The 26,481-nt window shown below is 70.5% G+C and carries 21 protein-coding genes; 15 read left to right on the top strand and 6 right to left on the bottom strand.

Going from position 1 to position 26,481, the window contains the following annotated elements:
• The first annotated feature begins 62 nt into the window (after nt 1–62).
• Nucleotides 63–2,255, top strand: coding sequence for a 3-hydroxyacyl-CoA dehydrogenase NAD-binding domain-containing protein (locus OG734_RS06280; RefSeq protein ID WP_330286462.1), 2,193 nt, complete (start codon nt 63–65; stop codon nt 2,253–2,255).
• A gap of 150 nt (nt 2,256–2,405) precedes the next feature.
• On the opposite strand, the gene OG734_RS06275 is transcribed toward OG734_RS06280, so the two are convergent.
• On the bottom strand, nt 2,406–3,881 hold the full coding sequence (locus tag OG734_RS06275) for a M1 family metallopeptidase (RefSeq protein WP_330286461.1): 1,476 nt from the start codon (nt 3,879–3,881) through the stop codon (nt 2,406–2,408).
• Nucleotides 3,882–4,122: 241 nt separating this feature from the next.
• Here OG734_RS06275 and OG734_RS06270 point away from each other — a divergent pair, with 241 nt between their 5' ends.
• Nucleotides 4,123–6,075 carry a Xaa-Pro dipeptidyl-peptidase gene (locus OG734_RS06270; protein ID WP_330286460.1) on the top strand — a complete coding sequence of 651 codons (1,953 nt, stop codon included), beginning with the start codon at nt 4,123–4,125 and terminating at the stop codon, nt 6,073–6,075.
• Complete coding sequence (locus tag OG734_RS06265) at nt 6,072–7,364, top strand: M14 family metallopeptidase (RefSeq protein WP_330286459.1); 1,293 nt, start codon at nt 6,072–6,074, stop codon at nt 7,362–7,364. Before OG734_RS06270 ends, OG734_RS06265 begins: the two co-directional genes overlap by 4 nt.
• 116 nt (nt 7,365–7,480) lie before the next feature.
• Here OG734_RS06265 and OG734_RS06260 read toward each other — a convergent pair whose 3' ends face one another.
• On the bottom strand, nt 7,481–8,401 hold the full coding sequence (locus OG734_RS06260; protein WP_330293582.1) for an FAD-dependent oxidoreductase: 921 nt from the start codon (nt 8,399–8,401) through the stop codon (nt 7,481–7,483).
• Between the two features lie 90 nt (nt 8,402–8,491).
• On the opposite strand from OG734_RS06260, the gene OG734_RS06255 reads away from it, so the two are divergent.
• Entirely contained in the window at nt 8,492–9,544 is a 1,053-nt protein-coding gene (locus tag OG734_RS06255; protein WP_330286458.1) for an oxidoreductase, read from the top strand.
• A gap of 48 nt (nt 9,545–9,592) precedes the next feature.
• A complete protein-coding gene (locus tag OG734_RS06250) occupies nt 9,593–11,236 on the top strand; it encodes an ABC-F family ATP-binding cassette domain-containing protein (RefSeq protein ID WP_330286457.1) in 1,644 nt (547 codons plus the stop codon).
• A gap of 229 nt (nt 11,237–11,465) precedes the next feature.
• On the opposite strand, the gene OG734_RS06245 is transcribed toward OG734_RS06250, so the two are convergent.
• Nucleotides 11,466–13,859, bottom strand: a complete 2,394-nt coding sequence (locus OG734_RS06245) for a Tex family protein (RefSeq protein WP_330286456.1) — start codon at nt 13,857–13,859, stop codon at nt 11,466–11,468.
• A gap of 215 nt (nt 13,860–14,074) precedes the next feature.
• Here OG734_RS06245 and OG734_RS06240 point away from each other — a divergent pair, with 215 nt between their 5' ends.
• Nucleotides 14,075–15,037, top strand: coding sequence for a GlxA family transcriptional regulator (locus tag OG734_RS06240; RefSeq protein ID WP_330286455.1), 963 nt, complete (start codon nt 14,075–14,077; stop codon nt 15,035–15,037).
• Between the two features lie 10 nt (nt 15,038–15,047).
• Nucleotides 15,048–15,683 carry a DJ-1/PfpI family protein gene (locus OG734_RS06235; protein ID WP_330286454.1) on the top strand — a complete coding sequence of 212 codons (636 nt, stop codon included), beginning with the start codon at nt 15,048–15,050 and terminating at the stop codon, nt 15,681–15,683.
• Here OG734_RS06235 and OG734_RS06230 read toward each other — a convergent pair.
• Nucleotides 15,670–16,434 carry an enoyl-CoA hydratase/isomerase family protein gene (locus tag OG734_RS06230; RefSeq protein ID WP_330286453.1) on the bottom strand — a complete coding sequence of 255 codons (765 nt, stop codon included), beginning with the start codon at nt 16,432–16,434 and terminating at the stop codon, nt 15,670–15,672. The genes OG734_RS06235 and OG734_RS06230 overlap by 14 nt on opposite strands.
• A gap of 243 nt (nt 16,435–16,677) precedes the next feature.
• Here OG734_RS06230 and OG734_RS06225 point away from each other — a divergent pair, with 243 nt between their 5' ends.
• Nucleotides 16,678–17,199, top strand: coding sequence for an ATP-binding protein (locus OG734_RS06225; RefSeq protein ID WP_330293581.1), 522 nt, complete (start codon nt 16,678–16,680; stop codon nt 17,197–17,199).
• A gap of 6 nt (nt 17,200–17,205) precedes the next feature.
• On the opposite strand, the gene idi is transcribed toward OG734_RS06225, so the two are convergent.
• Nucleotides 17,206–17,802, bottom strand: coding sequence for an isopentenyl-diphosphate Delta-isomerase (gene idi, locus OG734_RS06220; RefSeq protein WP_330286452.1), 597 nt, complete (start codon nt 17,800–17,802; stop codon nt 17,206–17,208).
• Nucleotides 17,803–18,032: 230 nt separating this feature from the next.
• A complete protein-coding gene (locus tag OG734_RS06215; protein ID WP_330286451.1) occupies nt 18,033–18,971 on the bottom strand; it encodes a cation diffusion facilitator family transporter in 939 nt (312 codons plus the stop codon).
• Nucleotides 18,972–19,393: 422 nt separating this feature from the next.
• Between OG734_RS06215 and OG734_RS06210 the strand changes: the two genes are divergently transcribed.
• The 7 genes from OG734_RS06210 (at nt 19,394) to OG734_RS06180 (ending at nt 26,468) form a co-directional block, all read left to right on the top strand.
• A complete protein-coding gene (locus OG734_RS06210; RefSeq protein ID WP_330286450.1) occupies nt 19,394–21,229 on the top strand; it encodes a DUF5941 domain-containing protein in 1,836 nt (611 codons plus the stop codon).
• Nucleotides 21,226–21,978: a phosphocholine cytidylyltransferase family protein gene (locus OG734_RS06205; protein WP_330286449.1), complete on the top strand. Its 753-nt coding sequence runs from the start codon at nt 21,226–21,228 to the stop codon at nt 21,976–21,978. Before OG734_RS06210 ends, OG734_RS06205 begins: the two co-directional genes overlap by 4 nt.
• Nucleotides 21,966–23,027, top strand: a complete 1,062-nt coding sequence (locus OG734_RS06200; protein WP_330286448.1) for an iron-containing alcohol dehydrogenase family protein — start codon at nt 21,966–21,968, stop codon at nt 23,025–23,027. Before OG734_RS06205 ends, OG734_RS06200 begins: the two co-directional genes overlap by 13 nt.
• Complete coding sequence (locus OG734_RS06195; protein ID WP_330286447.1) at nt 23,005–23,787, top strand: CDP-alcohol phosphatidyltransferase family protein; 783 nt, start codon at nt 23,005–23,007, stop codon at nt 23,785–23,787. Before OG734_RS06200 ends, OG734_RS06195 begins: the two co-directional genes overlap by 23 nt.
• 8 nt (nt 23,788–23,795) lie before the next feature.
• Complete coding sequence (locus OG734_RS06190; protein ID WP_443065067.1) at nt 23,796–24,668, top strand: glycosyltransferase family 2 protein; 873 nt, start codon at nt 23,796–23,798, stop codon at nt 24,666–24,668.
• Nucleotides 24,669–24,766: 98 nt separating this feature from the next.
• Nucleotides 24,767–25,696 carry an ABC transporter permease gene (locus OG734_RS06185; protein ID WP_330286445.1) on the top strand — a complete coding sequence of 310 codons (930 nt, stop codon included), beginning with the start codon at nt 24,767–24,769 and terminating at the stop codon, nt 25,694–25,696.
• Nucleotides 25,689–26,468, top strand: coding sequence for an ABC transporter ATP-binding protein (locus tag OG734_RS06180; RefSeq protein WP_330286444.1), 780 nt, complete (start codon nt 25,689–25,691; stop codon nt 26,466–26,468). The genes OG734_RS06185 and OG734_RS06180 overlap by 8 nt, the downstream gene beginning before the upstream one ends.
• Nucleotides 26,469–26,481 lie beyond the last annotated feature (13 nt).

The following is a 26,481-nucleotide window of genomic DNA, read 5'->3' as shown; positions in this document are numbered from 1 at the left end:
CGACCCGGCATCCAGAGACTTCTGAGCTTCTCAGCTTCTGCGCTTCTACGGAGATCCCTGTCATGACACAGAGCACCACCATCCGCTGGGAACAGGACCGCACCGGTCTCGTCACCCTTGTCCTCGACGACCCCGACCAGTCCGCGAACACCATGAACCAGGCGTTCCGCGACTCCCTCGCGGTGGTCACCGACCGCCTGGAGGCCGAGAAGGACACGATCCGCGGCGTCATCATCACCTCCGCCAAGAAGACGTTCTTCGCGGGCGGCGACCTGCGCGACCTGATCCGGGTCACCCCCGACACGGCCCAGGAACTGTTCGAGGGCGGCCTCGCCATCAAGCGCGACCTGCGGCGCATCGAGACCCTGGGCAAGCCGGTGGTCGCGGCGATGAACGGCGCGGCCCTGGGCGGCGGTTACGAGCTCGCGCTGGCCTGCCACCACCGGGTCGCGCTCGACACGCCCGGTACGAAGATCGGCTGCCCCGAGGTCACCCTCGGACTGCTGCCCGGAGGCGGCGGGGTCGTCCGTACGGTACGCCTGCTGGGCATCGCCGACGCGCTGCTGAAGGTGCTGCTCCAGGGGACCCAGTACAGCCCGCAGCGGGCCTTGCAAAACGGACTGATCGACGAAGTGGCCGCCACACAGGACGAGTTGATGGCGAAGGCCCGTGCCTTCATCGACGCCAACCCCGAGTCGAGGCAGCCCTGGGACAAGCCCGGCTACCGCATCCCGGGCGGCACCCCGGCCAACCCCAGGTTCGCGGCGAACCTGCCCGCCTTCCCTGCCAACCTGCGCAAGCAGACGAACGGCGCGCCCTATCCGGCCCCGCGCAGCATCCTCGCGGCGGCCGTCGAGGGTGCCCAGGTCGACTTCGAGACCGCACAGGTCATCGAGGCCCGCTACTTCGTGGAACTGGCCGCAGGACAGACCTCGAAGAACATGATCCAGGCGTTCTTCTTCGACCTCCAGGCCGTCAACTCGGGCGCCAACCGCCCCAAGGGCGTCGAGCCGCGCCCGGTGCGCAAGGTGGCGGTCCTCGGCGCCGGGATGATGGGCGCGGGCATCGCGTACTCGTGCGCCCGCGCGGGCATCGACGTCGTCCTCAAGGACGTGTCGGCCGAAGCGGCGGCGCGGGGGAAGAACTACTCCGAGAAGCTGTGCGCGAAGGCCGTCTCCCGGGGGCGCTCCAGCCAGGAGAAGGCGGACGCGCTGCTCGCCCGCATCACGCCGACCGCGGATCCGCAGGACGTGGCGGGCTGCGACGCGGTCATCGAGGCGGTCTTCGAGGACCCGGCCCTCAAGCACAAGGTGTTCCAGGAGATCCAGCACCTCGTCGAACCGGACGCCCTGCTGTGCTCCAACACCTCCACGCTGCCCATCACGGCCCTCGCCGAAGGCGTAGAACGCCAGGCCGACTTTGTCGGACTGCACTTCTTCTCTCCGGTCGACAAGATGCCTCTCGTCGAGATCATCAAGGGCGAGCGGACGGGGCAGGAGGCGCTGGCGCGGGCCTTCGACCTGGTGCGCCAGATCAGGAAGACCCCGATCGTCGTCAACGACTCGCGTGGCTTCTTCACCTCACGGGTCATCGGGCACTTCATCAACGAGGGTGTGGCGATGGTCGGCGAGGGCATCGAGCCCGCGTCGGTCGAACAGGCGGCGGCGCAAGCCGGATACCCGGCGAAGGTGCTGTCCCTCATGGACGAACTGACGCTGACCCTGCCGCGCAAGATCCGCGCGGAGTCCAAGCGGGCGGTGGAGGAGGCGGGCGGTACGTGGCCGACGCATCCCGCGGAGGCGGTGATCGACCGCATGGTGGACGAGTTCGGCCGCACCGGGCGGAGCGGGGGCGGAGGGTTCTACGAGTACGGGCAGGACGGCAAGCGGGCCGGGCTGTGGCCGGGACTGCGGGAGCACTTCACGACTGAGGGCGCGAAGGGCGCGGAGGGTGCGCAGATCCCCTTCAAGGACATGCAGGAACGCATGCTGTTCTCGGAGGCGCTGGACACGGTGAGGCTGTTGGAGGAGGGCGTGCTGACGTCGGTCGCCGACGCCAACATCGGCTCGATCTTCGGGATCGGATTCCCGGGGTGGACGGGGGGTGTCCTGCAGTACATCAACGGTTACGAGGGCGGCCTATCGGGGTTTGTCGCCCGGGCGCGTGAGTTGGCGGAGCGCTACGGGGAGCGGTTCGCTCCGCCGGCGCTGCTGGTGGAGAAGGCGGCGAAGGGGGAGGGGTTCGGGGACGGGTAGGTATCCCCGCCGCCCGCGTCCTGGGGGGCGTCCCCCTCAGACCCCCCACGGCCCTGAACGGGCCTCGTCCTCAAACGCCGGACGGGCTGGAAATGCCGCCCGGCGTTCGGACTGGAAACGGGTGGGTGGGTGGGAAAGAAGGCCCCCGGTTCAGTGCCCCTCGTGCACGGAGTTGGTCGCCGCGATCTCCTTCCAGGACTCCGGCGTCACCGGAACGACCGACGCCCGTGCCGCCGGAGGCGCCGGCTTCGACGCCTGGAACAGCCAGGCGTCGAACAGCGCCCCCAACGACTCGCCGGACACCTGTTCGGCGTACGCCCGGAAGTCGGCGACGGTCGCGTTGCCGTACGCGAACTTCGTGGGCCATCCCTTCAGGATCGCGAAGAAGTCCGCGTCGCCGATCTCGTTGCGCAGCGACTGGAGGGCCAGTGCGCCCCGGTCGTAGACGGCCAGGTCGAACTGGTTCTCGGGTCCCGGGTCGCCCGGCTTCACCGTCCAGAACGGGTCGTCAGCCGGGTGGACGGCGTACACGTAGTCGGCGAGTTCCTGTGCCGTGCCCTCGCCCTCGTGCTCGGACCACAGCCACTGCGCGTACCGGGCGAAACCCTCGTTGATCCAGATGTCCTTCCAACCGGCGACGGACACCTCGTCGCCGTACCACTGGTGGGCCAGCTCATGGACGACGACGGAGACGTTCGTGCCGTTCGCGAACTGCCGGGGGCTGTAGAAGGGGCGCGTCTGTGTCTCCAGCGCGTACCCCGTGTTCGTGTTCGGGACGTACCCGCCGAGCGCGTTGAACGGGTACGGGCCGAAATAGCCGGCCAGCCAGTCGGCGACCTCCCCCGTCCGCTCGATGCTCGCCCGCGCGGCCCCGTAGTTGTCGCCGAGGTCCTTGCTGTAGGCGTTGATCACCGGGATGCCGCTCTCGGTCGTCCCGGTCGTTACGTCGAACCGCCCGACCGCGAGCGTGGCGAGATACGTGGCCTGCGGCTTGTTGGAGCGCCAGTTGAAGCGGGTCCAGCCCAGGCGTGAACTCGTCGACTGGAGCGTGCCGTTGGAGATCGCCTGCGAGCCGTCCGGGACGAGCACCGAGACGTCGTACGTGGCCTTGTCGAGCGGGTGGTCGTTGCTCGGGAACCACCACCAGGCCGCCTCGGGCTCGTTGGCGCCGACGCCGCCGTCCGGGGTGCGATGCCAACTGGTGAAACCGTACGCCTGCTTCGACGAGGGCACTCCGCTGTACCGCACGACGACGGTGACCGCTGAACCCTTGGGCAGCGGAGTGCGCGGAGTGATCTCCAGTTCGTGCTCGCCGGAGGTGGCGAAGGCGGCCCGGACGCCGTTGACGCGGACCTCGCCGACATCCAGCAGAAAGTCCAGATCGAACCGCGACAGATCCTGGGTGGTGGTCGCGAGGAGTGTCGCCGTCCCCTCCAACTCGTCTGTCGCGGGCTGGTACTTGAGCCGCAGGTCGTAGTGCGAGACGTCGTATCCGCCGTTGCCGTACGCCGGGTAGTAAGGGTCGCCGATGCCCGGCGCCCCAGGGACGTAGCTCGCGGCCGATGCAGGGATCGCCAGCAGCAGGGAGGCCGTGAGCGCGCCGGGGGTGATGAATCTGCGGTGCACGAGAGCTCCAAGCGGTAGAGGCAGTCGTAGCCGTGGGGGGGAAGGTGAAGTCTGTCCGGAGCCTATTCATTCGCTGTGCCCCCACGCGTGTCCACAGTCACTCGTGTCACACGATCGCCATTTGGCCGCCACACACCGCCCACCCCACAGGCAGTTCTCGGCCACCGCATAGCCACTTCACCCCCTCCAACCCCTCAGCTGCCCTCTTCTGTACGGGAGTTGACCGATGTACCGTCCGCGCATGCCGATACGCACGCGCCTCACGGCCTGGAGAACGCTCGCCATGGCGGCCACCGCCGCCCTCACGGCCGCCCTGCTCACCCCGGCCGTCGCCCACAGCGCCCCACGGGAGAGCAGACCCGTCTACTCCTACGACAACGCGATCCGCGAGGCCGTCTGGGTGGACACCGGACTCGACGGCGACAGCGACGGGAGGACCGACCGCGTTGCCGTCGACATCGTCCGGCCGCGTGAACCCGCCGCGCAGGGCCGCAAAATACCCGTGATCATGGACGCCAGTCCCTACTACTCCTGCTGCGGACGCGGCAACGAGAGCCAGCGCAAGACGTACGACGCGAGCGGCAACGTTGTCCAGATGCCGTTGTTCTACGACAACTACTTCGTGCCGCGCGGCTACGCCTTCGTCGGCGTCGACCTGGCCGGTACCAACCGCTCCGACGGCTGCGTCGATGTCGGCGGACGCTCCGACATCCAGTCCGCGAAGGCCGTCGTCGACTGGCTCAACGGCCGTGCCAAGGGCTACACGAGCCGCACCGGTACCGACCGGGCCAGGGCGACCTGGACCAACGGCAGGACCGGCATGATCGGCAAGAGCTACGACGGCACGATCGCCAACGGGGTCGCCGCCACCGGCGTCAAGGGCCTGAAGACGATCGTCCCGATCAGCGCCATCTCCTCCTGGTACGACTACTACTTCGCCAAGGGCGCCCCCCTCTACGACTCCGGTCCCGACTGGCTGTCGGACTACGTCGAGAGCCCGGCCGCCCGCGCCAAGTGCGCCGCCGTACAGCAGAAGATCGTCGCCGGAGCCCCGCGCACCGGCGACTGGACGTCCTTCTGGACCGAGCGCGACTACGCGAAGGACGCCCGGAAGGTCAAGGCCAGCGTCTTCGTCATCCACGGACAGCAGGACCTCAACGTCCGCCCCAAGCACTTCGGCCAGTGGTGGGACGCCCTCGCCAAGCGTGGCGTCGAGCGCAAGATCTGGCTCTCCCAGACCGGCCACGTCGACCCCTTCGACTTCCGCCGCGCCACCTGGGTCGACACCCTGCACCGCTGGTTCGACCACGAACTGCTCGGCTATGACAACGGCATCGACGACGAGCCCATGGCTGACGTCGAGCGGCACCCCGACCAGTGGGTCACCTCGACCGTCTGGCCGCCCCGCGCCACGCACACGGTGAGCCTGCGCCCCGGCACCGGCGACCGGCCCGGCGTCGGCACCCTGGGCCTGCGGGGGCAGTCCGGCACGGCGAAGTTCACCGACGACCCGAGCCTGAGCGAGACCGACTGGTCGGCACAGATCGACAGCCCGACGCCCGGCAAGGCCGGCTTCATCACCAAGCCGCTGACCAAGGACCTGCGCGTGTCCGGCTCGTCCACGGTGACCGTGACGGCCACCCCGAGCACCTCGACGGCCCATCTGACCGCCGTCCTGGTCGACCTCGGCCCCGACACCATCCGGGACTACGCCGACGCCGCCGAGGGCATCACGACGCTCACCGACCGCACCTGCTGGGGCCCGAGCACCACCGGCGACAGTTCCTGCTTCCGCTCGACCCAGGCGAAGACGACGCCTGTCGACTACACGATCTTCAGCCGGGGCTGGGCCGATCTGGGCAACCACGCCTCGGCCACGAAGGGCGTCCCGCTCACCCCGGGCAAGCGCTACACGATCACCCTCGACCTGCACGCGAGCGACCACGTGATCCCGGCGGGCCACCGCCTGGCCCTGATCGTCGCGGGCACGGACAGGGACCTCATCGACCCCCCGTCGACCACCCCGACCCTGACGCTCGACCTGTCCCGTACGACGGCCAGGGTGCCGCTCGTCGGCGGTGCGGGCGCGTTCGCGCGGGCCACGGCAGGCACCGTCGCGGCCACCCCGAGCCCGTCCCTCCTCGACGGCGTCCGTGACCCGCGTGCCGCCCGCCGCATCCCGGGAGCCGTATGAAACCGCGCCTGGCCGCGGTGATCGCCGCCGCCCTCGCCGCACCCCTGCTGTCGGCCCCCGCCCACGCGGCCGAGGCCGCACCGGCGCCCCCGCGCACCGGATTCGAGCAGACGAACGGTGCCCGCTGGACCAGCCAGCCCGAGGAACAGGACTTCCTCGCCGCCGTCGACAGGGCGAGCGCCCGCGTGACGCTCACCCGCATCGGCACCACCGAACAGAGCCGCCCCCTGCAACTCGTACGCATCGGCGAGCGCCGTCCCACCACCCGCACTGTGCTGCTCATCTGCAGCCAGCACGGCGACGAGCCGTCCGGCCGCGAGGCCTGTCTCACGACGGTCCGCGACCTGGCGTACGCGAAGGACGCGCGGACGAAGGCGTTCCTGTCGCGCACCACCCTGCTCGTCGTCCCCACGGCCAACCCCGACGGCCGGGCCGCAGACACCCGGGGCAACAGCGACGGCGTGGACATCAACCGCGACCATCTGGCCCTGCGGACGGCGGAAGCGCGGGCGATGGCGGCGGTCCTCCGCGACCGCAAGCCCGACGTGGTCTACGACCTGCACGAGTACGGAGCCACGCCCCTGTACTACGAAAAGGACCTGTTCGACCTCTGGCCGCGCAATCTCAACACCGACGCGGCCGTGCACACCGAGGCACAGACCCTGTCGCAGACGTACGTACGACCGGCCGCCCGGAGCGCCGGGTTCACGACCGGCACGTACGGCATCTGGACCGACCCCGTCACCGGTGACCCGATCCGGCAGGTCGCGGGGGACGGTCAGGAGCGCATCCTGCGGAACATGTCCGGCGTGAAGCACGCGGTCGGGCTCCTGATCGAGAGCCGGGTCGAGCCGCTGACGGAGGGGACCCCGGAGCCGGACAACAACCGACGTCGGGTGAACTCCCAACTCGCCGCCCTGAAGGGCCTGTTCAGCTTCGCAGGCGAGCGTGGCAGGCAGCTCGACGCGGCCACCGGCGCCGCCCGGCTGGCGGGCTACCGGGACACCGGCCCGGTCTACCTCGGCGGCGCGGACAACGACCCCGCCGAACCCTCCGAGGTGATCGAGGACCCGGCGTGCGGCTATCGGCTCACCGGGGACCAGTACACGGACGTGGCCGACGAACTGGCGTTGCACGGAGTGCGAGTACGGCCGGACGACAACGGCAACGGCAACGGCGCCGGGGCCTACGTCCCCCTGCGCCAGTCACTGCGCGCCCTCATACCCCTGCTCCTCGACGAGCGGGCGCCGTACCACCTGACGACGGGGGAGGCGGACACGGACTGCTAGGTGCAGCCCCGCGCCCCAAAGGGGCGCGGGGCTGTGTCGATATGCGGCTCCGCCGCGCGGGCGCGACCAGCCCCCGCCGGGCCCGCAGCAAAAGAACCGCACATCCAGCGGAGCGCTCACCCCTCGGCAAGCCGCGCAGCGTCATGCGCGCACCCCCACGCGACTGTGATCCCCGCGCCCCCGTGTCCGTAGTTGTGCACCAACACCCGCCCGTCGGCGCGGAGTTCACGGTCCAGCCGCACCGCGTCGCGGGTGGGCCGCAGCCCGATCCGGTGGCCGAGCACCCGGGCCCCGGCGATCTCCGGCCGCACCTCCGCACACCGCCGGACGATCTCCTCGGCCACCGCCGGATCGGGCACCAGCGACCACTCGTCCGCCTCCGCTGTGCCGCCCAGGATCAGGCCGCCCGGCTGGGGGAAGAAGTACGTGGTCTTCACGTCGGAGTGCCCGGCCGCCGTGAACCACGTCGTGATCCCCGGATTCTCCACGACGACCAACTGACCCCGCACGGGACGTACCGCCGGATCGGGCACGAGCTCGCGCGCACCGAGCCCCGTGCAGTTGACGACGACGTCCACCGCCTCGGACTCGAACGCTTCGGCGAGATCCTTGACGGACCGTTCCTCCACGACTCCACCCGCCGCGAGGAACCGCTCCCGCAGCCATCCCAGATGCACGGGCATGTCGATCAACGGCAGCCGCGCCTGAAGCCCTGCACCCGTCTCCCGCAGCTCCGGTACGCGCGTCGCCCACGGCCCCAGCTCGTCCAACCGCAGCCCGGCGTGTACACCCTCGACCATGCGTACGCCCGTCTCCCCGGGCCGCTCCGCCAATTCCTGGTAGACGGTCAGCGATGTGAGCGCCCACTCCCCGGCGAAGGCCTCCGGCTCGATCCGGTAGGGCCACCACAGCGCGCCCGCAACCGCCGAGGTGGTCCGCTCGGCGGGCTCCCGCGTCCACACCCGGACCCGCCGGCCGTGCTCGGCCAGCACCAACGCCGTCGTGAGGCCGATGACCCCGCCGCCGACCACGATCACTTCACCACTCTGACGCGTCTCCACCCGGGGACCGTAGCGGAATATGTCATGCCGTGCTCAGATCGGTCCCAGTCTGGGGATACTCACAACATGTCTGCCGAGTACGCCACCTTCGGCCTGGCACCGGCGATGCGTGCCGGTGGAGTCCTCGCCAACGGTGCCTACCAGGTCCACCGGGACTTCCTCGACTTCATCGTTGACGGACGCCCCCTCCTCTACCAGCTGTCCGACCTCGACGCGGTCTCCCCGCTCGCCTCCGACGTACCCCCCGCGATCTTCACCGCCCAGGTCCGCGGCCTGCTCCTGGAGGCCGACGCACCCTTGGAGGGCGGCCGGCACATCATCTACGGCTGTCCCGAGTGCGCCGACCTGGCGTGCGGCGCCGTGACGGCGGCCATCGAGAAGGACGGCGACGACTATGTGTGGCGCGACTTCGCCTGGCAGACGGACACCCACGCCGACCTGGAGCTCAACGGCTACCACGGCATCGGGCCCTTCCGTTTCCCCGGCGCCGAGTACCGGGACGCGCTCGGCTCCCTCCTCGACACCACGGAGGCCGCCGAGGCGGTGGGCTCCGCCGAGTCCGGTGCGGCCCGCCGCCGGGTCCTGCTGATCGGTGCCCGGGTCGCCGTCCTCGCCAAGCTCGCCGCCGCGCTGCGCACCATCGGCATCGGCGCGGACATCACCCGGGACGCCACGGACGTGCCCGCCGACGAACTGCGGGGCTACGGCGCGGTCGCCTTCGGCCGGGCGATCGAGGAGGCGGAGCGTGCCGCCGTGCGCCGCTCCTTCGAGCACGCGGGTGTCGAGGTGGCGTACGTCGACGGTCTCGCCCCGATCGTCCCGCTCCTCGTCGCCCAGATCGAACACGCCCTGGACCGCAGCCCGTTGGAACGGCGCCGCCTCACCCGCCTGGTCGCCGCCGACGGCGAGGCGGGCATAGAGGTCACCTCCACCTGTCGCGTCCACGTCACCGCGTACCGCCTGGACCGCCTGTACCGCACCCACACGCTCGAGGTCTTCGACGGCATCCTCGAACCCGGCCGGCACCGCATCTCCCTGGAAGCGAAGGCGGTGAAGGGAGAGTCGTTCATCGTGGCGCGTACGTCGGGAACCGTGCTGGTGGAGCCGATGGCCCGGTGAAATCCCGGACGCGGGGCACTGTGGGCGGGAGCTAGGATCGGCCTCCTGATGACTGCCACCCTCGTCGCCAAGAACCTCGCCGCCGGCCACGGCGACCGCTCCCTCTTCTCCGGGCTCGACCTCGTCGTCGCGCCCGGAGACGTGATCGGGCTCGTCGGTGCCAACGGCGCGGGCAAGTCCACGCTGCTCAAGATGCTGGCCGGGCTGCTCCCGCCCGAGCAGGGCGAACTGCGCCTGTCCCCGCCGACCGCGAGCGTCGGCCATCTCCCGCAGGAGCCGGAACGTCGCGACGGCGAGACCGTCCGCGAGTTCCTGGCGCGCCGCACCGGCGTGGCCGAGGCCCAGCGGGTGATGGACGAGGCGACGCAGGCGCTGGTGGACGGGGCCCCGGGCGCGGACGACGCGTACTCGGTGAGCCTGGAGCGCTGGCTCGACCTCGGCGGCGCCGACCTGGACGAACGGGCGGAGGAGGTCGCCGGTTCCCTGGCCCTGACCGTGGACCTGGACCAGCCGATGACGTCCCTGTCGGGCGGCCAGGCGGCAAGGGCGGGCCTCGCCTCCCTGCTCCTCTCCCGCTACGACGTCTTCCTCCTCGACGAGCCGACGAACGACCTGGACCTCGACGGCCTGGAGCGCCTGGAGCGCTTCGTCAAGGGCCTGCGCGCCGGCACGCTCGTCGTCAGCCACGACCGCGAGTTCCTCACCCGCACGGTCACGAAGGTCCTCGAGCTCGACCTCGTCCAGCAGCAGATCAAGCTGTACGGCGGAGGCTACGAGGCCTATCTGGAGGAGCGGGACGTCGCCCGCAGGCACGCCCGCGACGACTTCGAGGAGTACGCCGACAAACGGTCCGCGCTCCAGGACCGGGCCCAGATGCAGCGCGGCTGGATGGACAAGGGCGTCAAGAACGCCCGGCGCAAGGCGAACAACGACAACGACAAGATCGGCCGCAAGTTCCGCAGCGAGGCGAGCGAGAAGCAGGCCGCGAAGGCCCGCCAGACCCAGCGCATGATCGAACGCCTGGACGTGGTCGAGGAGCCGCGCAAGGAGTGGGAACTGCGCATGGAGATCGCGGCGGCCCCGCGCTCCGGCTCGGTGGTCGCGACCCTGCGGGACGCGGAGGTACGCCGCGCGGGCTTCACGCTGGGCCCGGTGACCGTACAGATCGACTGGGCGGACCGCATCGCCGTCACGGGTGCGAACGGCGCCGGCAAGTCGACCCTGCTGGGGGCCCTACTGGGCCGTGTCCCTCTGGACGCGGGTCACGCCACGCTCGGCTCGGGTGTGGTGGTCGGGGAGGTGGACCAGGCCCGCAAGCTCTTCCACGGCCCGGAGGCGTTGCTGGACGCGTTCTGCGAGGCGGTCCCCGACATGGAACCGGCGGAGGTCCGCACGCTCCTGGCCAAGTTCGGCCTGAAGGCGGAGCACGTCCTGCGTCCGGCGGCGACCCTGTCCCCGGGTGAACGCACCCGGTCGGCCCTGGCGCTCCTCCAGGGACGGGGCGTGAACCTCCTCGTCCTGGACGAACCGACCAACCACCTCGACCTCCCGGCCATCGAACAGTTGGAACAGGCCCTCGACTCCTACGAGGGCACCCTGCTCCTGGTGACCCACGACCGCAGAATGCTGGACGCGGTTCAGGTAACCCGCCGCTTCGAGGTGGCGGCCGGCAAGGTGACGGAACTCGCGTAGTCGGCATGGCTGCGGCCCGGTGGGGGCTGGTCGCGCAGTTCCTCGCGCCCCTAGGAGGGCGCTCCGCGCCCGTCCAACCCGCCCAGACTGCGGGCATGCGTGCCGCCAGGGGCGGCACGGGTGGGCGCAGGCGGCACCCCGTAAGCGCCGGGCTGCGCGACCCACCCGCCGGTCAGCACCAGCACCGGGTGCCTCGCAGCCAACCGCAAGGCACCCGGCACCGGACAGCTCACCGCCGCTTGGGATCCACCAACCCAGCCTTCCGCAAGGCATCCGCCATCGCACTGTTCCCCGGCGCGGGCGCCCCCTGCCGAGGCGCTCCGCCGGACCGCCCGCCCCCTTGCCCTTGCCCCTGCTGCTGCCGAGGCTGAGGCGGCCGCCCCCCACGCTGCGGGCGCCCCCCACCCCCCTGCTGCCCATCGCCGGAGGCCACCGCCTCGTCGTCCAACCGCAGCGTCAGCGAAATCCGCTTCCGGGGAATGTCGACGTCAAGCACCTTCACCTTGACGATGTCACCGGACTTCACCACGTCATGCGGGTCCTTGATGAACGTCTTGGACATCGCGGACACATGCACCAGCCCGTCCTGGTGTACGCCGACATCCACGAACGCCCCGAACGCCGCCACGTTGGTGACCACACCCTCCAGCACCATCCCGGAGGACAGGTCGCCGATCTTCTCGACCCCGTCCTTGAACGTGGCCGTCTTGAAAGCGGGCCGCGGGTCGCGCCCGGGCTTCTCCAGCTCGCGCAGAATGTCCGTCACCGTCGGCAGACCGAACTTCTCGTCGACGAAGTCATCGGGCCGCAGCGACCGCAGCACCGCCGTGTTCCCGACCAGCGACGCCACCCCGCTGCCTGCCGACTTCACCATCCGCCGCACCACCGGATACGCCTCCGGGTGCACACTGGACGCGTCCAGCGGATCGTCCCCGCCCCGGATCCGCAGGAACCCCGCGCACTGCTCGTACGCCTTCGGCCCGAGTCGCGCGACACCCTTCAGCTGGGACCGGGACGTGAACGGACCGTTCGCGTCACGGTGCGCCACGATGTTCTCCGCGAGCCCGGAGGAGATGCCGGAAACCCGCGAGAGCAGCGGCGTGGACGCCGTGTTGACGTCGACACCGACACCGTTCACACAGTCTTCGACGACCGCGTCCAGCGATCGCGACAGTTTCACCTCGGACAGGTCGTGCTGGTACTGCCCGACCCCGATCGACTTCGGGTCGATCTTCACCAGCTCGGCGAGCGGGTCCTGCAGCCGCCGTGCGATCGACACCGCCCCGCGCAGCGACACATCCATGCCCGGCAGCTCCTGCGAGGCGAACGCCGACGCCGAGTACACGGACGCGCCCGCCTCGGACACCATCACCTTGGTGAGGTTCAACTCCGGGTGTTTGGCGATGAGTTCACCGGCGAGCTTGTCCGTCTCGCGGGACGCCGTACCATTGCCGATCGCGATCAGGTCGACCGAGTGCTCCTTGGCGAGCCGGGCCAGTTTGGCCAGTGCCTCGTCCCACTTGTTCGCGGGTACGTGCGGATAGATCACGTCCGTGGCGACGGCCTTGCCCGTCGAGTCCACGACGGCCACTTTCACGCCCGTACGGAACCCGGGGTCGAGCCCCAGCGTCGATCGCGTGCCGGCCGGGGCGGCGAGCAGCAGGTCGCGCAGGTTCGCCGCGAACACGTTCACCGCCTCGTCCTCCGCGACCGTCCGCAGCCGAAGGCGGACGTCGATGCCGAGGTGGACCAGGATCCGGGTTCGCCAGGCCCAACGCACGGTGTCCTTCAGCCACTTGTCGCCGGGACGGCCGCGCTCGGCGATCCCGAAACGGTGGGCGATGATCCCCTCGTACGACGAAGGGCCCTCCGTCGGCTCCTCCGGCTCCAGGACCAGGTCGAGGACGTCCTCCTTCTCGCCGCGCAGCATCGCGAGGATGCGGTGCGAGGGCAGGGCGGTGAAGGGCTCGGCGAAGTCGAAGTAGTCGGCGAACTTCGCGCCCGCCTCCTCCTTGCCGTCCTTCACCTTGGCGGCCAGCCGGCCGCGCACCCACATGCGCTCGCGCGCCTCGCCGATCAGGTCGGCGTCCTCCGAGAAGCGCTCGGTGAGGATCGAGCGGGCGCCGTCCAGCGCGGCCTGCGGATCGGCGACGCCCTTGTCGGCGTCGACGAAGGCCGCCGCCGCGGCGAGCGGGTCGACGGACGGGTCGCCGAGCAGCCCCTCGGCCAGCGGTTCCAGGCCCGCCTCGCGCGCGATCTGGGCCTTCGTCCGCCGCTTCGGCTTGAACGGCAGGTAGATGTCCTCCAGGCGTGCCTTCGTCTCGGCCCCGCGGATCTGCGCCTCGACCTCGGGCGTCAGCTTGCCCTGTTCGCGCACCGATTCGAGGATCGCGGCCCGCCGCTCCTCCAGCTCCCGCAGATAGCGCAGCCGCTCCTCCAACGTGCGCAGTTGCGCATCGTCGAGCATCTCGGTCGCTTCCTTGCGGTAGCGGGCGATGAAGGGCACTGTCGAGCCCCCGTCGAGCAACTCGACGGCGGCCCTCACCTGCCGCTCCCGTACGCCGAGCTCCTCGGCGATCCTGCCTTCGATGGACCCTACTTCGATGGACCCGGGTGTCGTCACGATCCCGTACCGCCTTCTCCACTGAGGTTGCGCGGCAATTGTGGCAGGTGGCACCGACAATCGGGGATCAGGGCGCCGCGCGGCACACAAGGGACCGCGAGGGACCGCGAGGGACCGCGACAGATCGGTCACCGGGCCGCTGCACACCGGGTGTGGCAGGAAAGGTGGGAAACTCGTCATTGCGGCCATCGCCCGCGCCCGCCAAGAATCGGGGCATGGTGCAGCGAACCGTCCTCGTCGTCCTCTTCGACGGCGTCCAGAGCCTCGACGTCACGGGCCCCGTCGAGGTGCTCGCGGGGGCCTCCACCAGGCACCCGGGGAGCTACCGCATCCGTACGGCCTCGCTGACCGGCGAGCCGGTACGCACCTCCAGCGGCCTCACCCTCGTACCGGACGGGACGCTCATCGACGCACCCGCACCGCACACCCTCCTGGTCCCGGGCGGCCCCGGCTCCCGTGCGGCCGATCCGCGTCTGGTCGACTGGCTGCGCGTGCACGGGCCGCGCCCCGAACGGCTGGTGTCCGTCTGCACGGGAGCGATCCTGCTCGCCGCCGCCGGTCTCCTGGACGGCCTGCGCGCGACCACCCACTGGGCGTACTGCGACAGGCTCGCCCGCGATCACCCGGCCGTCGAGGTCGACCCCGAGCCCATCCACATCCGCGACGGCCGGGTGATGACCTCGGCCGGTGTCACCGCCGGGATCGACCTCGCCCTCGCGCTCGTGGAGGAGGACCTCGGCCGCGACACCGCGCTCGCCGTCGCCCGCCATCTGGTCGTCTTCCTGCGCCGGCCGGGCAACCAGGCCCAGTTCAGCGCCCAGCTCGCCGTACAGACCGCCCGGCGTGAGCCGCTGCGCGAGGTCCAGCACTGGATCTCCGAACACCCGGACGACGATCTGAGCGTCGAGTCCCTCGCTGCCCGCGCCCGTCTCTCACCCCGCCACTTCGCCCGCGCCTTCCGTACCGAGACCGGCATGACCCCCGGCCGGTACGTCGACCGGGTCCGCCTCGAACACGCCCGCCGCCTCCTGGAGGACACCTCCGACGGCATCGAGGGAATCTCTCGCGCCAGCGGCTACGGCACCCCGGAGGCCATGCGCCGCGCCTTCGTCAGAAGCCTCGGCACGGCCCCGGCCGAGTACCGCCGCCGGTTCGACCCCGCACCCACCGCCCGCTGAAAGGCACGCCATGCAGATCGCCCTGCTGCTCTTCGACCGCTTCACCGCCCTGGACGCCGTCGGCCCGTACGAGATCCTCAGCCGGCTCCCCGGTGCGGAGACCGTCTTCGTCGCCGAGGAGACCGGGCCCGTCCGCAACGACAGCGGCACCCTCGCGCTCACCGCCGACCGCACCCTGGCCGACGTACCGAAGCCCGACATCGTGGTGGTCCCCGGTGGCCCGGGCCAGTCCGCGCAGATGGACAACGAGGCCCTGCTCGGCTGGCTGCGCACCGCCGACGCCACCAGCACCTGGACCACCTCCGTGTGCACCGGCTCGCTGCTCCTGGCCGCCGCCGGACTGCTCACCGGCCGCCGCGCGACCTCGCACTGGCTGGCCCTCGCGGAACTCCCGAAGTACGGCGCCGAACCCACGGGGGAGCGGGTCGTGACCGACGGCAAGTACGTCACCTCGGCCGGAGTCTCCTCCGGCATCGACATGGCCCTCACCCTGACCGGCCGGATCGCCGGCGACGAGTACGCACAGGCCGTACAGCTCGCGACGGAGTACGACCCGCAGCCGCCCTACGACGCAGGCGCCCCGCACAAGGCACCCGCGCACGTGGTCGAACGGCTCCGCTCCCGCAGCCGGTTCATCGTGGCGTAGGCGACGCCGGGCCGGTCCAGGAGAAGCCGGGGGGACGGCGCTCCAGGAACGCGGCGACGCCCTCCGCGGCCTCGCCGCTCTCCCGCGCCTGGTCGGCCCAGTACGTGTCCCGGTCGGTGTGGCCGTTCGCGAACTCCTTCGCCGCCGCTTGGGTGAGCCGCGAGCGCGAGGTGAGGACGCGAGTGAACTCCGCGACCCGCTTGTCGAGTTCACCCACGGGCAGCACCTCGTCGAGGAACCCCGTGCGCAGCGCGCGCTCCGCGTCGATCAACTCGCCCGAGAACAGCAGGTACTTGGCCGTCGCCGGACCCACCAGGGCCGTCAACCGCCGCGTGGACGACGCCGCGTACACCAGGCCCAGCTTCGCCGGAGTCACCCCGAACAGTGCCCCCTCCTCGGCGAACCGCAGATCGCAGGCCGCCGCGAGTTGCGCCCCGCCGCCCACACAGTGCCCGCGAATCGCCGCGAGCACCGGCTTCGGAAAGGCCGCGAGGGCGTCCTCCGCCTGCACGGCCAGCCGTTGCGCCTCCTCCGGCGAGCCCTGGAGTGTCGAGATGTCGGCGCCCGCGCAGAACGTCCCGCCCGCGCCGGTGAGCACCAGGACGTGGACGTCCGGATCGGCGGCCAGGGTGGACAGCAGCGGTGGCAGTGCCCGCCACATGCCGGCCGTCATGGCGTTGCGCTTGGCCGGGTGGCGGATGACGACGGTGGCGATCCCGTCGGCGGCACTGTGGGTCAGCTGCGGCTCCATGCGCCGGATCGTATCCGCCGGTGCCGGACGCCTGACGAGGGGCGGTGTCAAACCCGTACAACCCGAATAGTTCACGAATTCGGCACGATATGACCAGGTCCAGTCGTAGGTGGGCTCGCGTCGCGCGTCATCCGTCAGAAGCGCTCGATACGTGCTGACTTCTGTTCAGTTCTCCGGTGGGGGCCCGCCGATACCAACACTCGTCGTGTGGTGACAATCGAGCGCGAGGGCGGCGACCGAACGATGGAGAACCATGGGCGAGAGTCCGACTCACGCCCAGCGGACGACGCAGTGCCCGACGATGGACCCTTGGGGCGCAGACCCCCGGATCCACTTCCCTACGAAGGAGTCTGGAGGTTCACCGCGCCCGCCGTAGACGCCTCCGTCCCGCAGGCGCGGCACGCCGTCCGGGACCTGCTGTACCGGCAGGGCGTGCCCGCCTCGCCCGATCTGGTGCACGGACTGCTGCTGATCGTCTCGGAACTGGCGACGAACGCCGTCCGCCATGCGGCGCTCCTGTCGCCGACGCTCGCCGTGGAGGTGGCTGTCGGCGCCGAGTGGGTGCGGGTGTCCGTGGAGGACAACCACCCCTACCGCCCCACCGCCCTGGAGGCGGACCACGGCCGGACCGGAGGGCGTGGTCTGCTCCTGGTCCGCGAGATCGCCAGGGAGGCGGGCGGGGTGTGCGACATCGAGCACACGGCAAGCGGCGGCAAGGTCGTCTGGGCGGCCCTGCCGCTCAGGCCCGCACAGGTGCTTCCGTAGCCGCCGTCACCAGCCGGCCGACGGGCCCGTCAGCTCCCGGACCGCCGGGCGCGCCGCGTCCAGCACGGTCATGAACCAGGCCGAGAACGGATCCTTCGCATGCCGCTCCGCCAGCTCGGCCGGGGTCACGTAGGCCGTGTCCCCGACCTCCTCCGGGTCCGGTGCGAGCGGCGACTGCGCCATTCCGACGAACAGGTGGTTGTACTCCTGCTCCACCAGGCCCGACTCCGGGTCGGGGTGGTTGTAGCGGACCGTGCCCGCTTCGGCGAGCAGCGACGGGGAGATCCCCAGCTCTTCGTACGTCCGCCGGGCCGCCGCCGCGAAGGGCGCCTCACCGGGGTAGGGGTGGCCGCAGCAGGTGTTGGACCAGACGCCGGGGGAGTGGTACTTGCCCAGCGCGCGCTGCTGCAGGAGCAGTCGGCCCTGCTCGTCGAAGAGGAAGACGGAGAACGCCCGGTGCAGTAGGCCCGGTGGCTGATGGGCGGAGAGCTTCTCGGCGGTGCCGATCGTCGTGCCGTTCTCGTCCACCAGCTCGAGCAAGATCGCTTCTGCGGTGCCGTTCGACGAACTGTTGTGCGTCGCGGTGGCAGGTGTGATCGGCATACCCATCCTTCGCCTCGGTCTACGAGCCCCAAGTCTGCCGTACGAATCCGGCACTCCCGGCACTTCGCGGCGCACCCCGCATGTCCGGCGCGAAAGCGTTCCGACAGTGACCGGATAGTCCATCGTGCCCTGTTCTCCGGCCGGGGAACCGCCCTTGAGGGGGGCTTCAAGAAGGGGACGCGGGCGCGCGCCGACGGCTGCGTTCCGTCCGCGACGCGCGCCGAACGGGCTCAGAGACAGAGCTTCGACTCGTGCTCCGCGTGCCCGCTCGGCTCCAGCTGGAAGGTGCAGTGCTCCACGTCGAAGTGGTCGCCCAGACAGCCCTGGAGCTCGTGCAGCATCTTCTCGTGCCCGATCCCGCTCAGCACCTCCGAGCTGACGACCACGTGCGCCGACAGCACCGGCATCCCGGAGGTGATCGTCCAGGCGTGCAGATCGTGTACATCTTCCACGCCGGGCAGCGCCACTATGTGGGCCCGCACCTCCGCCATGTCGACATCCCGGGGAGCCGCCTCCAGCAGCACGTTCAGGGTCTCGCGCAGCAGCTTCCAGGTGCGCGGGACGATCATCAGGCCGATGACGACCGAGGCGATGGGGTCGGCCCGCTGCCAGCCCGTCGCCATGATGACCACCGCCGAGATCAGTACCGCCAGCGAGCCCAGCGCGTCCGCGGCGACCTCCAGGAAGGCGCCGCGCACGTTCAGGCTCTCCTTCTGGCCGCGCATCAGCATCGTCAGCGAGATCATGTTCGCGACCAGGCCGATCAGACCGAAGACGACGGTCACCCCGCCCTCGGTCTCCGCGGGCGTGACGAACCGCTGGATCGCCTCGTACAGGACGTATCCGCCGACGCCGAGGAGCAGCAGACAGTTGGCGAGCGCGGCGAGGATCTCGGCGCGGGCGTACCCGAAGGTGCGGTTGCCGCTCGGCGGGCGGTTCGCGAAGTGGATCGCGAGCAGAGCCATGCCGAGACCCAGCCCGTCCGTCGCCATGTGCGCCGCGTCCGCGATGAGCGCGAGCGAGTCGGCGGCGATCCCGCCGACGATCTCGACGACCATGACGGTGAGCGTGATGGCCAGCGCGAAACGCAGCCGCCCGCGGTACGCCGCTGCCGCCGTACCCGTGGTCGGCGCGCCGTGCGCATGTCCGTGATCGTGCCCAGCCCCCATGGAAGCCGCCTCCTGGTGTTCGTGCCGAGTCCCGTCCCGGGATCAGTGAACTACGGGTGGGGGGTATGTGGCAACGCGGCATTGAACACCGTTGTCATGTGCCCTGACCTGCGGAAACGAAACGCAGGTCAGCGGGTACGGAGATCACCACGACTCGGCGGGTGAGGATGCGGCCGGGGAGGCCGTGGCGGTCCTCGACCCGGGTCACGGTTTGTACCCGGCGCGCCGGGTCGCCCATGATGATCGGACGGATGGGCCTGCCGGTCGGGCCGGAATCGGCCCGTGAACAGCCGGTGAACACAGGTGCGGCCCCATCCGATAGCCTCTGCCGACATGCTGCCCGGCCACCGTGGGTCAGGGTTTCCCCCACCAACATGTACAGGACCGGCGTGCGCGCGTCGGTGTCCAGGGAGTGAGTTCGGTTGCCGACCGCCATCCTCACGGGTCAGCCGGTTCCCGGATCGTCGATCGAGGGCGATCTGCGGGCCCTCGGCTTCGACGTGCGGAGCGCCACCGATGTCGCCGACACCGAGACCCTCCTCGCCGAGTCGTCCTGCGACGAACGGGTCGCCGTCGTGGACGCCCGTTTCGTCGGCCACCTCCACGCGCTCCGCCTCGGCCTCACCGACCCGCGTTTCCCGCTCGCCGCGGTACCGGGCGCCGTGACGGCACAGCCCGGCGCCGGCCGCAACGCCCTGACCCGCGTACTGGCCCGGGAGATCTCCGCGAGCGGCGACGCCCCGAAGACTCCCCGCACGGTGGCCGCCGTCCTCGCGGTGGACAGCCTCGCCGACCGCATCGCCCTCGCCCTGGACGCGGACGGCGTCGACGTCCACCGCCCCGAACTGGGCAGCCTGACCGCCGCAGTCCCCGCCGACCCCCAGGCCCTGGGCGAGGCACGGCAGGCCCTCGCCGCAGTCGACGACGAGGCCGTACGCCTGAAGTCGGCGGTGAAGTCCCGGGACGGCTTCTTCACCACCTTCTGCGTCAGCCCGTACTCCCGCTATCTGGCCCGCTGGTGCGCCCGCCGCGGCCTCACCCCGAACCAGGTCACCACCGCCTCGCTGCTCACCGCGCTGATCGCGGCCGGCTGCGCGGCCACCGGAACCCGCGGCGGCTTCGTCACGGCAGGTGTGCTCCTCCTGGTCTCCTTCGTCCTGGACTGCACGGACGGCCAGCTCGCCCGCTACTCCCTCCAGTACTCGACGCTCGGCGCCTGGCTGGACGCCACCTTCGACCGCGCCAAGGAGTACGCCTACTACGCGGGCCTCGCTCTCGGGGCAGCGCGCGGGGGGGACGACGTCTGGGCCCTCGCCCTCGGCGCGATGGTCCTGCAGACCTGCCGACACGTCGTCGACTTCGCCTTCAACGAGGCCAATCACGACTCAACGGCGAACACCAGCCCGACCGCCGCCCTGTCCGACCGCCTCGACGGCGTCGGCTGGACGGTCTGGATCCGGCGGATGATCGTCCTGCCGATCGGCGAGCGCTGGGCGCTGATCGCCGTCCTCACGGCCCTCACCACCCCCCGGACCACCTTCACCGTGCTGCTCATCGGTTGTGGCTTCGCGGCGACCTACACCACGGCGGGGCGCGTCCTGCGCTCACTCACCCGAAAGGCCCAGCGGACCGAACGGGCGACGCGAGCACTGGCGGACCTCGCGGACAGCGGGCCGCTCGCGGAGCTCGTCGGGCGGATTCCCCTGCGTATGCCGGTCGGCTCGCGGTTCCTCAGGGCGCTGGAAGGCACCGCGGTCCTACTCGTCGCAGTGTGGGCGTGTTCGTACGGCAGCCCGGTACCCGTCGTCTTCGCCGTGCTGTACGTCCTCTCCTCCGGCGGCGCCGTCGCCGCACCCCTCTCGGGCCGCCTCGACTGGCTCGTCCCGCCGCTCTTCCGGGCCGCCGAATACGGCACAGTCCTCCTCCTCGCGGGCAAAGCAGAGGCAAACGGAGCACTTCCCGCGGCTTTCGGCCTCGTGGCCGCCGTCGCCTACCATCACTACGACACGGTGTACCGCATCCGTGGCAACGCCGGAGCGCCCCCGCGCTGGCTGGTACGGGCGAGCGGAGGGCACGAGGGCCGGACACTGGTGGTCGTCGTACTGGCCGCGCTGCTCAGTGCCTCGCAGTTCGCGGTCGCGCTCACGGTCCTCGCCGTGGTCGTGGCCCTGCTGGTGCTCGCCGAGAGCATCCGCTACTGGGTGGCCGCCCACCAGGGCGGCGCGCCCGCCGTACACGACGAAGGAGTACCCGCATGATCGGCCTCGTGCTGGCGGCCGGCGCCGGAAGGCGTCTGCGCCCCTACACCGACAGCCTGCCCAAGGCTCTCGTGCCGGTCGGCCCCGCGGGCGACGAGGACGGCCCCACCGTTCTCGACCTCACCCTCGCCAACTTCGCCGAGATCGGTCTCACCGAGGCCGCGATCATCGTCGGCTACCGCAAGGAAGCCGTGTACGAGCGGCAGACGGCCCTGGAGAAGAAGTACGGGCTGAAGCTCACCCTCATCGACAACGACCGCGCCGAGGAGTGGAACAACGCCTACTCCCTCTGGTGCGGCCGGGACGCCCTCACCGACGGGGTGATCCTCGCCAACGGCGACACCGTGCACCCCGTCTCCGTCGAGCGGACGCTGCTCGCCGCGCGCGGCGACGGGAAGCGGATCATCCTGGCCCTCGACACGGTGAAGGATCTCGCCGACGAGGAGATGAAGGTGGTCGTGGACCCGGAGAAGGGCGTACAGAGGATCACCAAGCTGATGGACCCGGCCGAGGCCACCGGCGAGTACATCGGCGTCACCCTCATCGAGGGCGCAGCCGCCGCCGAACTGGCCGACGCCCTGAAGACCGTGTGGGAGACCGACCCCCAGCAGTTCTACGAGCACGGTTACCAGGAACTGGTCGACCGAGGCTTCCGGATCGACGTGGCACCCATAGGCGAGGTGCCCTGGGTCGAGATAGACAACCACGACGATCTCGCCCGAGGACGGGAGATCGCGTGCCGGTACTGACGAGGCTGATCCCCTCGCCGGTCGTCGTCGACATCCGCCGGGGGGCCCTGAACGATCTGGCGGACGTGCTGTTCGACCAGCGGATCTCGCACTCCGGGAAGATCGCCGTCGCGATCAGCGCCGGCTCCGGCGCCAGGCTGCGCGCACGGCTCGCCCCGGCGCTGCCCGGCGCGAGCTGGTACGAGGTCGCCGGCGGCACCATCGACGACGCGATCAAGCTGGGCGACGCCATCAAGTCCGGTCACTACGACGCCGTCGTCGGCCTCGGCGGCGGCCGGATCATCGACTGCGCCAAGTTCGCCGCCGCGCGCGTCGGGCTGCCTCTGGTCGCCGTCGCCACCAACCTCGCGCACGACGGACTGTGCTCCCCGGTCGCCACCCTCGACAACGACGCGGGACGCGGCTCGTACGGCGTACCGAACCCGATCGCCGTCGTCATCGACCTCGACGTGATCCGCGAGGCACCGGTACGGTTCGTGCGCTCCGGGATCGGCGACGCCATGTCGAACATCTCCGCGGTCGCCGACTGGGAGCTGGCCGGCCGGGTCAACGGCGAGAAGATCGACGGACTCGCCGCCGCGATGGCCCGCCAGGCCGGAGAAGCCGTACTGCGCCACCCCGGCGGGGTCGGCGACAACGCGTTCCTCCAGGTCCTGGCGGAGGCACTGGTCCTCACCGGTATCGCCATGTCGGTGTCGGGCGACTCCCGCCCGTCGTCCGGCGCCTGTCACGAGATCAACCACGCCTTCGACCTGCTGTACCCCAAGCGCGCCGCGAGTCACGGCGAACAGTGCGGCCTCGGCGCCGCCTTCGCTATGTACCTGCGGGGTGCGCCCGAAGAGGCGGCGTACATGGCCGAGGTACTGCGCCGGCACGGGCTGCCGGTGCTGCCGGAGGAGATCGGCTTCACCACGGACGAGTTCGTACGGGTCGTCGAGTACGCCCCACAGACCAGACCCGGTCGCTACACGATCCTGGAACACCTCGACCTCACGAACGACCAGATCAAGGACACGTACGCGGACTATGTCAAGGCCATCGGTAGCTGAACTACGCCCCGTCGTCCACCCCGAAGGGGTGAAGGACCGGCGCAGCGGCGAGCACTGGGCGGGACGCCTCTACATGCGCGAGGTGTCCCTGCGGGTCGACCGCTACCTGGTGGACACCAGGATCACGCCCAACCAGCTCACGTACCTGATGGTCGTCGCGGGCGGTCTGGCGGGCGCGGCACTCCTGGTGCCGGGCCTCACCGGGGCGGTCCTGGCCGTCGTACTGATGCAGCTGTACCTGCTCCTCGACTGCGTCGACGGGGAACTCGCCCGCTGGCGCAACCAGACGTCGATCACCGGCGTGTACCTCGACCGCGTCGGCCACTACCTGTCCGAGGCGGCGCTGCTGATCGGCTTCGGGCTGCGCGGCGCCGACCTGTGGGACGGCTCCGGGAGCCCCGAGTGGCTGTGGGCGTTCCTCGGCACCCTGGCCGCCCTCGGCGCGATCCTGATCAAGGCGGAGACCGACCTGGTGGACGTGGCGCGGGCCCGCAGCGGCCTGCCCGCCGCCAAGGACGAGCTGTCGGTGCCGCGCTCCGAGGGGCTCGCCATGGCCCGTAAGGCTGCCGCCGCCCTGAAGTTCCACCGGCTGATCGGCGGCATCGAGGCGAGCCTGTTCATCCTCTTCGTGGCGATCCTCGACCTCATCGGCGGCGACCTGTTCTGGACCCGCCTCGGCATCGCGGTACTGGCCGGCATCGCGATCCTGCAGACCCTGCTGCACCTCGTGTCCATCCTCGCGTCGAGCAGGTTGCGGTGAGTACCGGGATGAGGGTCGGCGCGGTCATCATCACCATGGGCAACCGCCCCGACGAACTGCGCGCCCTCGTCGACTCGATCGCCAAACAGGAGGGCGACCCGGTCCAGGTCGTCGTGGTCGGCAACGGCTCGCCCGTCCCGGACCTTCCCGAGGGCGTACGGAGCATCGAGCTGCCCGAGAACCTCGGCATCCCCGGCGGACGCAACGTCGGCATCGAGGCGTTCGGCCCGGCCGGCGGCGACGTCGACATCCTGATGTTCCTGGACGACGACGGCCTCCTCGGCCACCAGGACACCGCCGAGCTGTGCCGCCATGCCTTCACCGCCGACCCCGAACTCGGCATCATCAGCTTCCGCATCGCCGACCCCGACACCGGCCTCACCCAGCGCCGCCACGTGCCCCGCCCGGGCACCACGGACCCGATGCGCAGCTCCCGCGTCACCAGCTTCCTGGGCGGCGCCAACGCCGTCCGCACCAAGGTCTTCGCCCAAGTGGGCATCCTCCCCGAGGAGTTCTTCTACGCCCACGAGGAGACCGACCTGGCCTGGCGGGCCCTCGACGCGGGCTGGATGATCGACTACCGGGCGGACATGCTGCTCTACCACCCCGCGACCGCGCCCTCGCGGCACGCGGTCTACCACCGCATGGTCGCCCGCAACCGGGTCTGGCTGGCCCGCCGCAACCTGCCGGCCCCCCTGGTGCCCGTCTACCTGGGGGACTGGCTGCTCCTCACACTTCTCCGCAGACCCTCCCGCCCGGCGCTCAGAGCCTGGTGGGGCGGGTTCAAGGAGGGCCTGACCACCCCGTGCGGACCACGCCGACCCATCCGGTGGCGTACGGTGTGGCGGCTGACCCGACTGGGCCGCCCCCCAGTGATCTGACAAGCTCTCCCTGAGAGCCCCGCGGGCCGACCGCATCCCGTCCCGGCCCGCGCTCTGCCCCGTTCAGCTGCGCATATTGAAGACGAAAGTTTCCATTTGTGAGTGAGACAAAGCATGACGGCGGTGTCGCGGTGAGCGACCGACCGTCACCCGACGACGGCCTCTCCGCGGCCGAACTCGCCGCGAAGTACGGGCTCGCCGTGAGCGGCGCCCGCCCCCGACTCGTCGAGTACGTCCGCCAGCTCTGGGGACGGCGTCACTTCATCCTCGCCTTCTCGCAGGCGAAACTGACCGCCCAGTACAGCCAGGCCAAGCTCGGCCAGCTGTGGCAGGTGGCCACACCGCTGCTCAACGCGGCCGTGTACTTCTTCATCTTCGGTGTGATCCTCGAAGCCGACCGGGGCATGCCCAGCGACGTGTACATCCCGTTCCTCGTCACGGGCGTCTTCGTGTTCACCTTCACGCAGAGCTCGGTGATGGCGGGCGTACGAGCGATCTCCGGCAACCTCGGCCTGGTGCGCGCCCTGCACTTCCCACGCGCCGCCCTGCCGGTCTCCTTCGCGCTGCAGCAGCTCCAGCAACTGCTCTTCTCGATGATCGTGCTCTTCGTGGTGTCGATCGGCTTCGGCAGCTACCCCACGCTGTCCTGGCTGCTGATCGTCCCGGCGCTGGCACTCCAGTTCCTCTTCAACACCGGACTCGCGCTGATCATGGCCCGGTGGGGCTCGGCGACCCCCGACCTCGCCCAGCTGATGCCGTTCGTGATGCGTACGTGGATGTACGCGTCCGGCGTGATGTTCTCCATCCCGGTCGTGCTCGCCGACAAGCCCCAGTGGCTCGCCGACGTCCTCCAGTGGAACCCGGCCGCCATCTACATGGACCTGATGCGCTTCGCGCTCATCGAGGGCTACGGCTCGGAGAACCTGCCGCCGCACGTCTGGGCGGTCGCGGGCGGGTGGGCCGCGCTGGTCGCCCTCGGTGGATTCGTGTACTTCTGGAAGGCTGAGGAGAGGTACGGCCGTGGCTGACCCGATTCCCGGGGACAAGATCCCCACTGTCATCGCGGACGAACTACACATCGTGTACCGCGTCAACGGAGCCAAGACCGGCAAGGGCAGCGCCACCGCCGCCCTCAGCCGCATCATCAGACGCGGCGAGTCACCCGGCGTGCGCAAGGTCCACGCCGTACGGGGCGTCTCCTTCGTCTCCTACCGCGGTGAGGCCGTCGGTCTGATCGGCTCCAACGGCTCCGGCAAGTCGACCTTGTTGCGCGCCATCGCCGGCCTGCTGCCCGCCGAGAGCGGGCACGTGTACACGGACGGGCAGCCCTCCCTTCTCGGCGTCAACGCCGCCCTGATGAACGACCTCACGGGCGAACGGAACGTCATATTGGGCGGCCTCGCGATGGGTATGTCACGCGAGGAGATCAAGGAGCGCTACCAGCAGATCGTCGACTTCTCCGGCATCAACGAGAAGGGCGACTTCATCACCCTGCCGATGCGCACCTACTCCTCCGGCATGGCGGCGCGACTGCGGTTCTCCATCGCCGCCGCCAAGGACCACGACGTACTGATGATCGACGAGGCCCTGGCGACCGGCGACCGGTCCTTCCAGAAGCGTTCCGAGGACCGCATCCGCGAGCTGCGCAAGCACGCCGGCACGGTGTTCCTCGTCAGTCACAACAACAAGTCGATCCGTGACACCTGTGATCGCGTTCTGTGGCTGGAGCGCGGCGAACTGCGCATGGACGGGCCGACGGACGAGGTCCTCAAGGAGTACGAGAAGTTCACCGGCAGGTAGCCGGGCAGCGCGC

It is taken from the genome of Streptomyces sp. NBC_00576, from assembly GCF_036345175.1.
In the GTDB taxonomy this organism is placed as follows: Bacteria; Actinomycetota; Actinomycetes; order Streptomycetales; family Streptomycetaceae; genus Streptomyces.
This window is presented reverse-complemented; position numbering and strand designations above follow the sequence as displayed.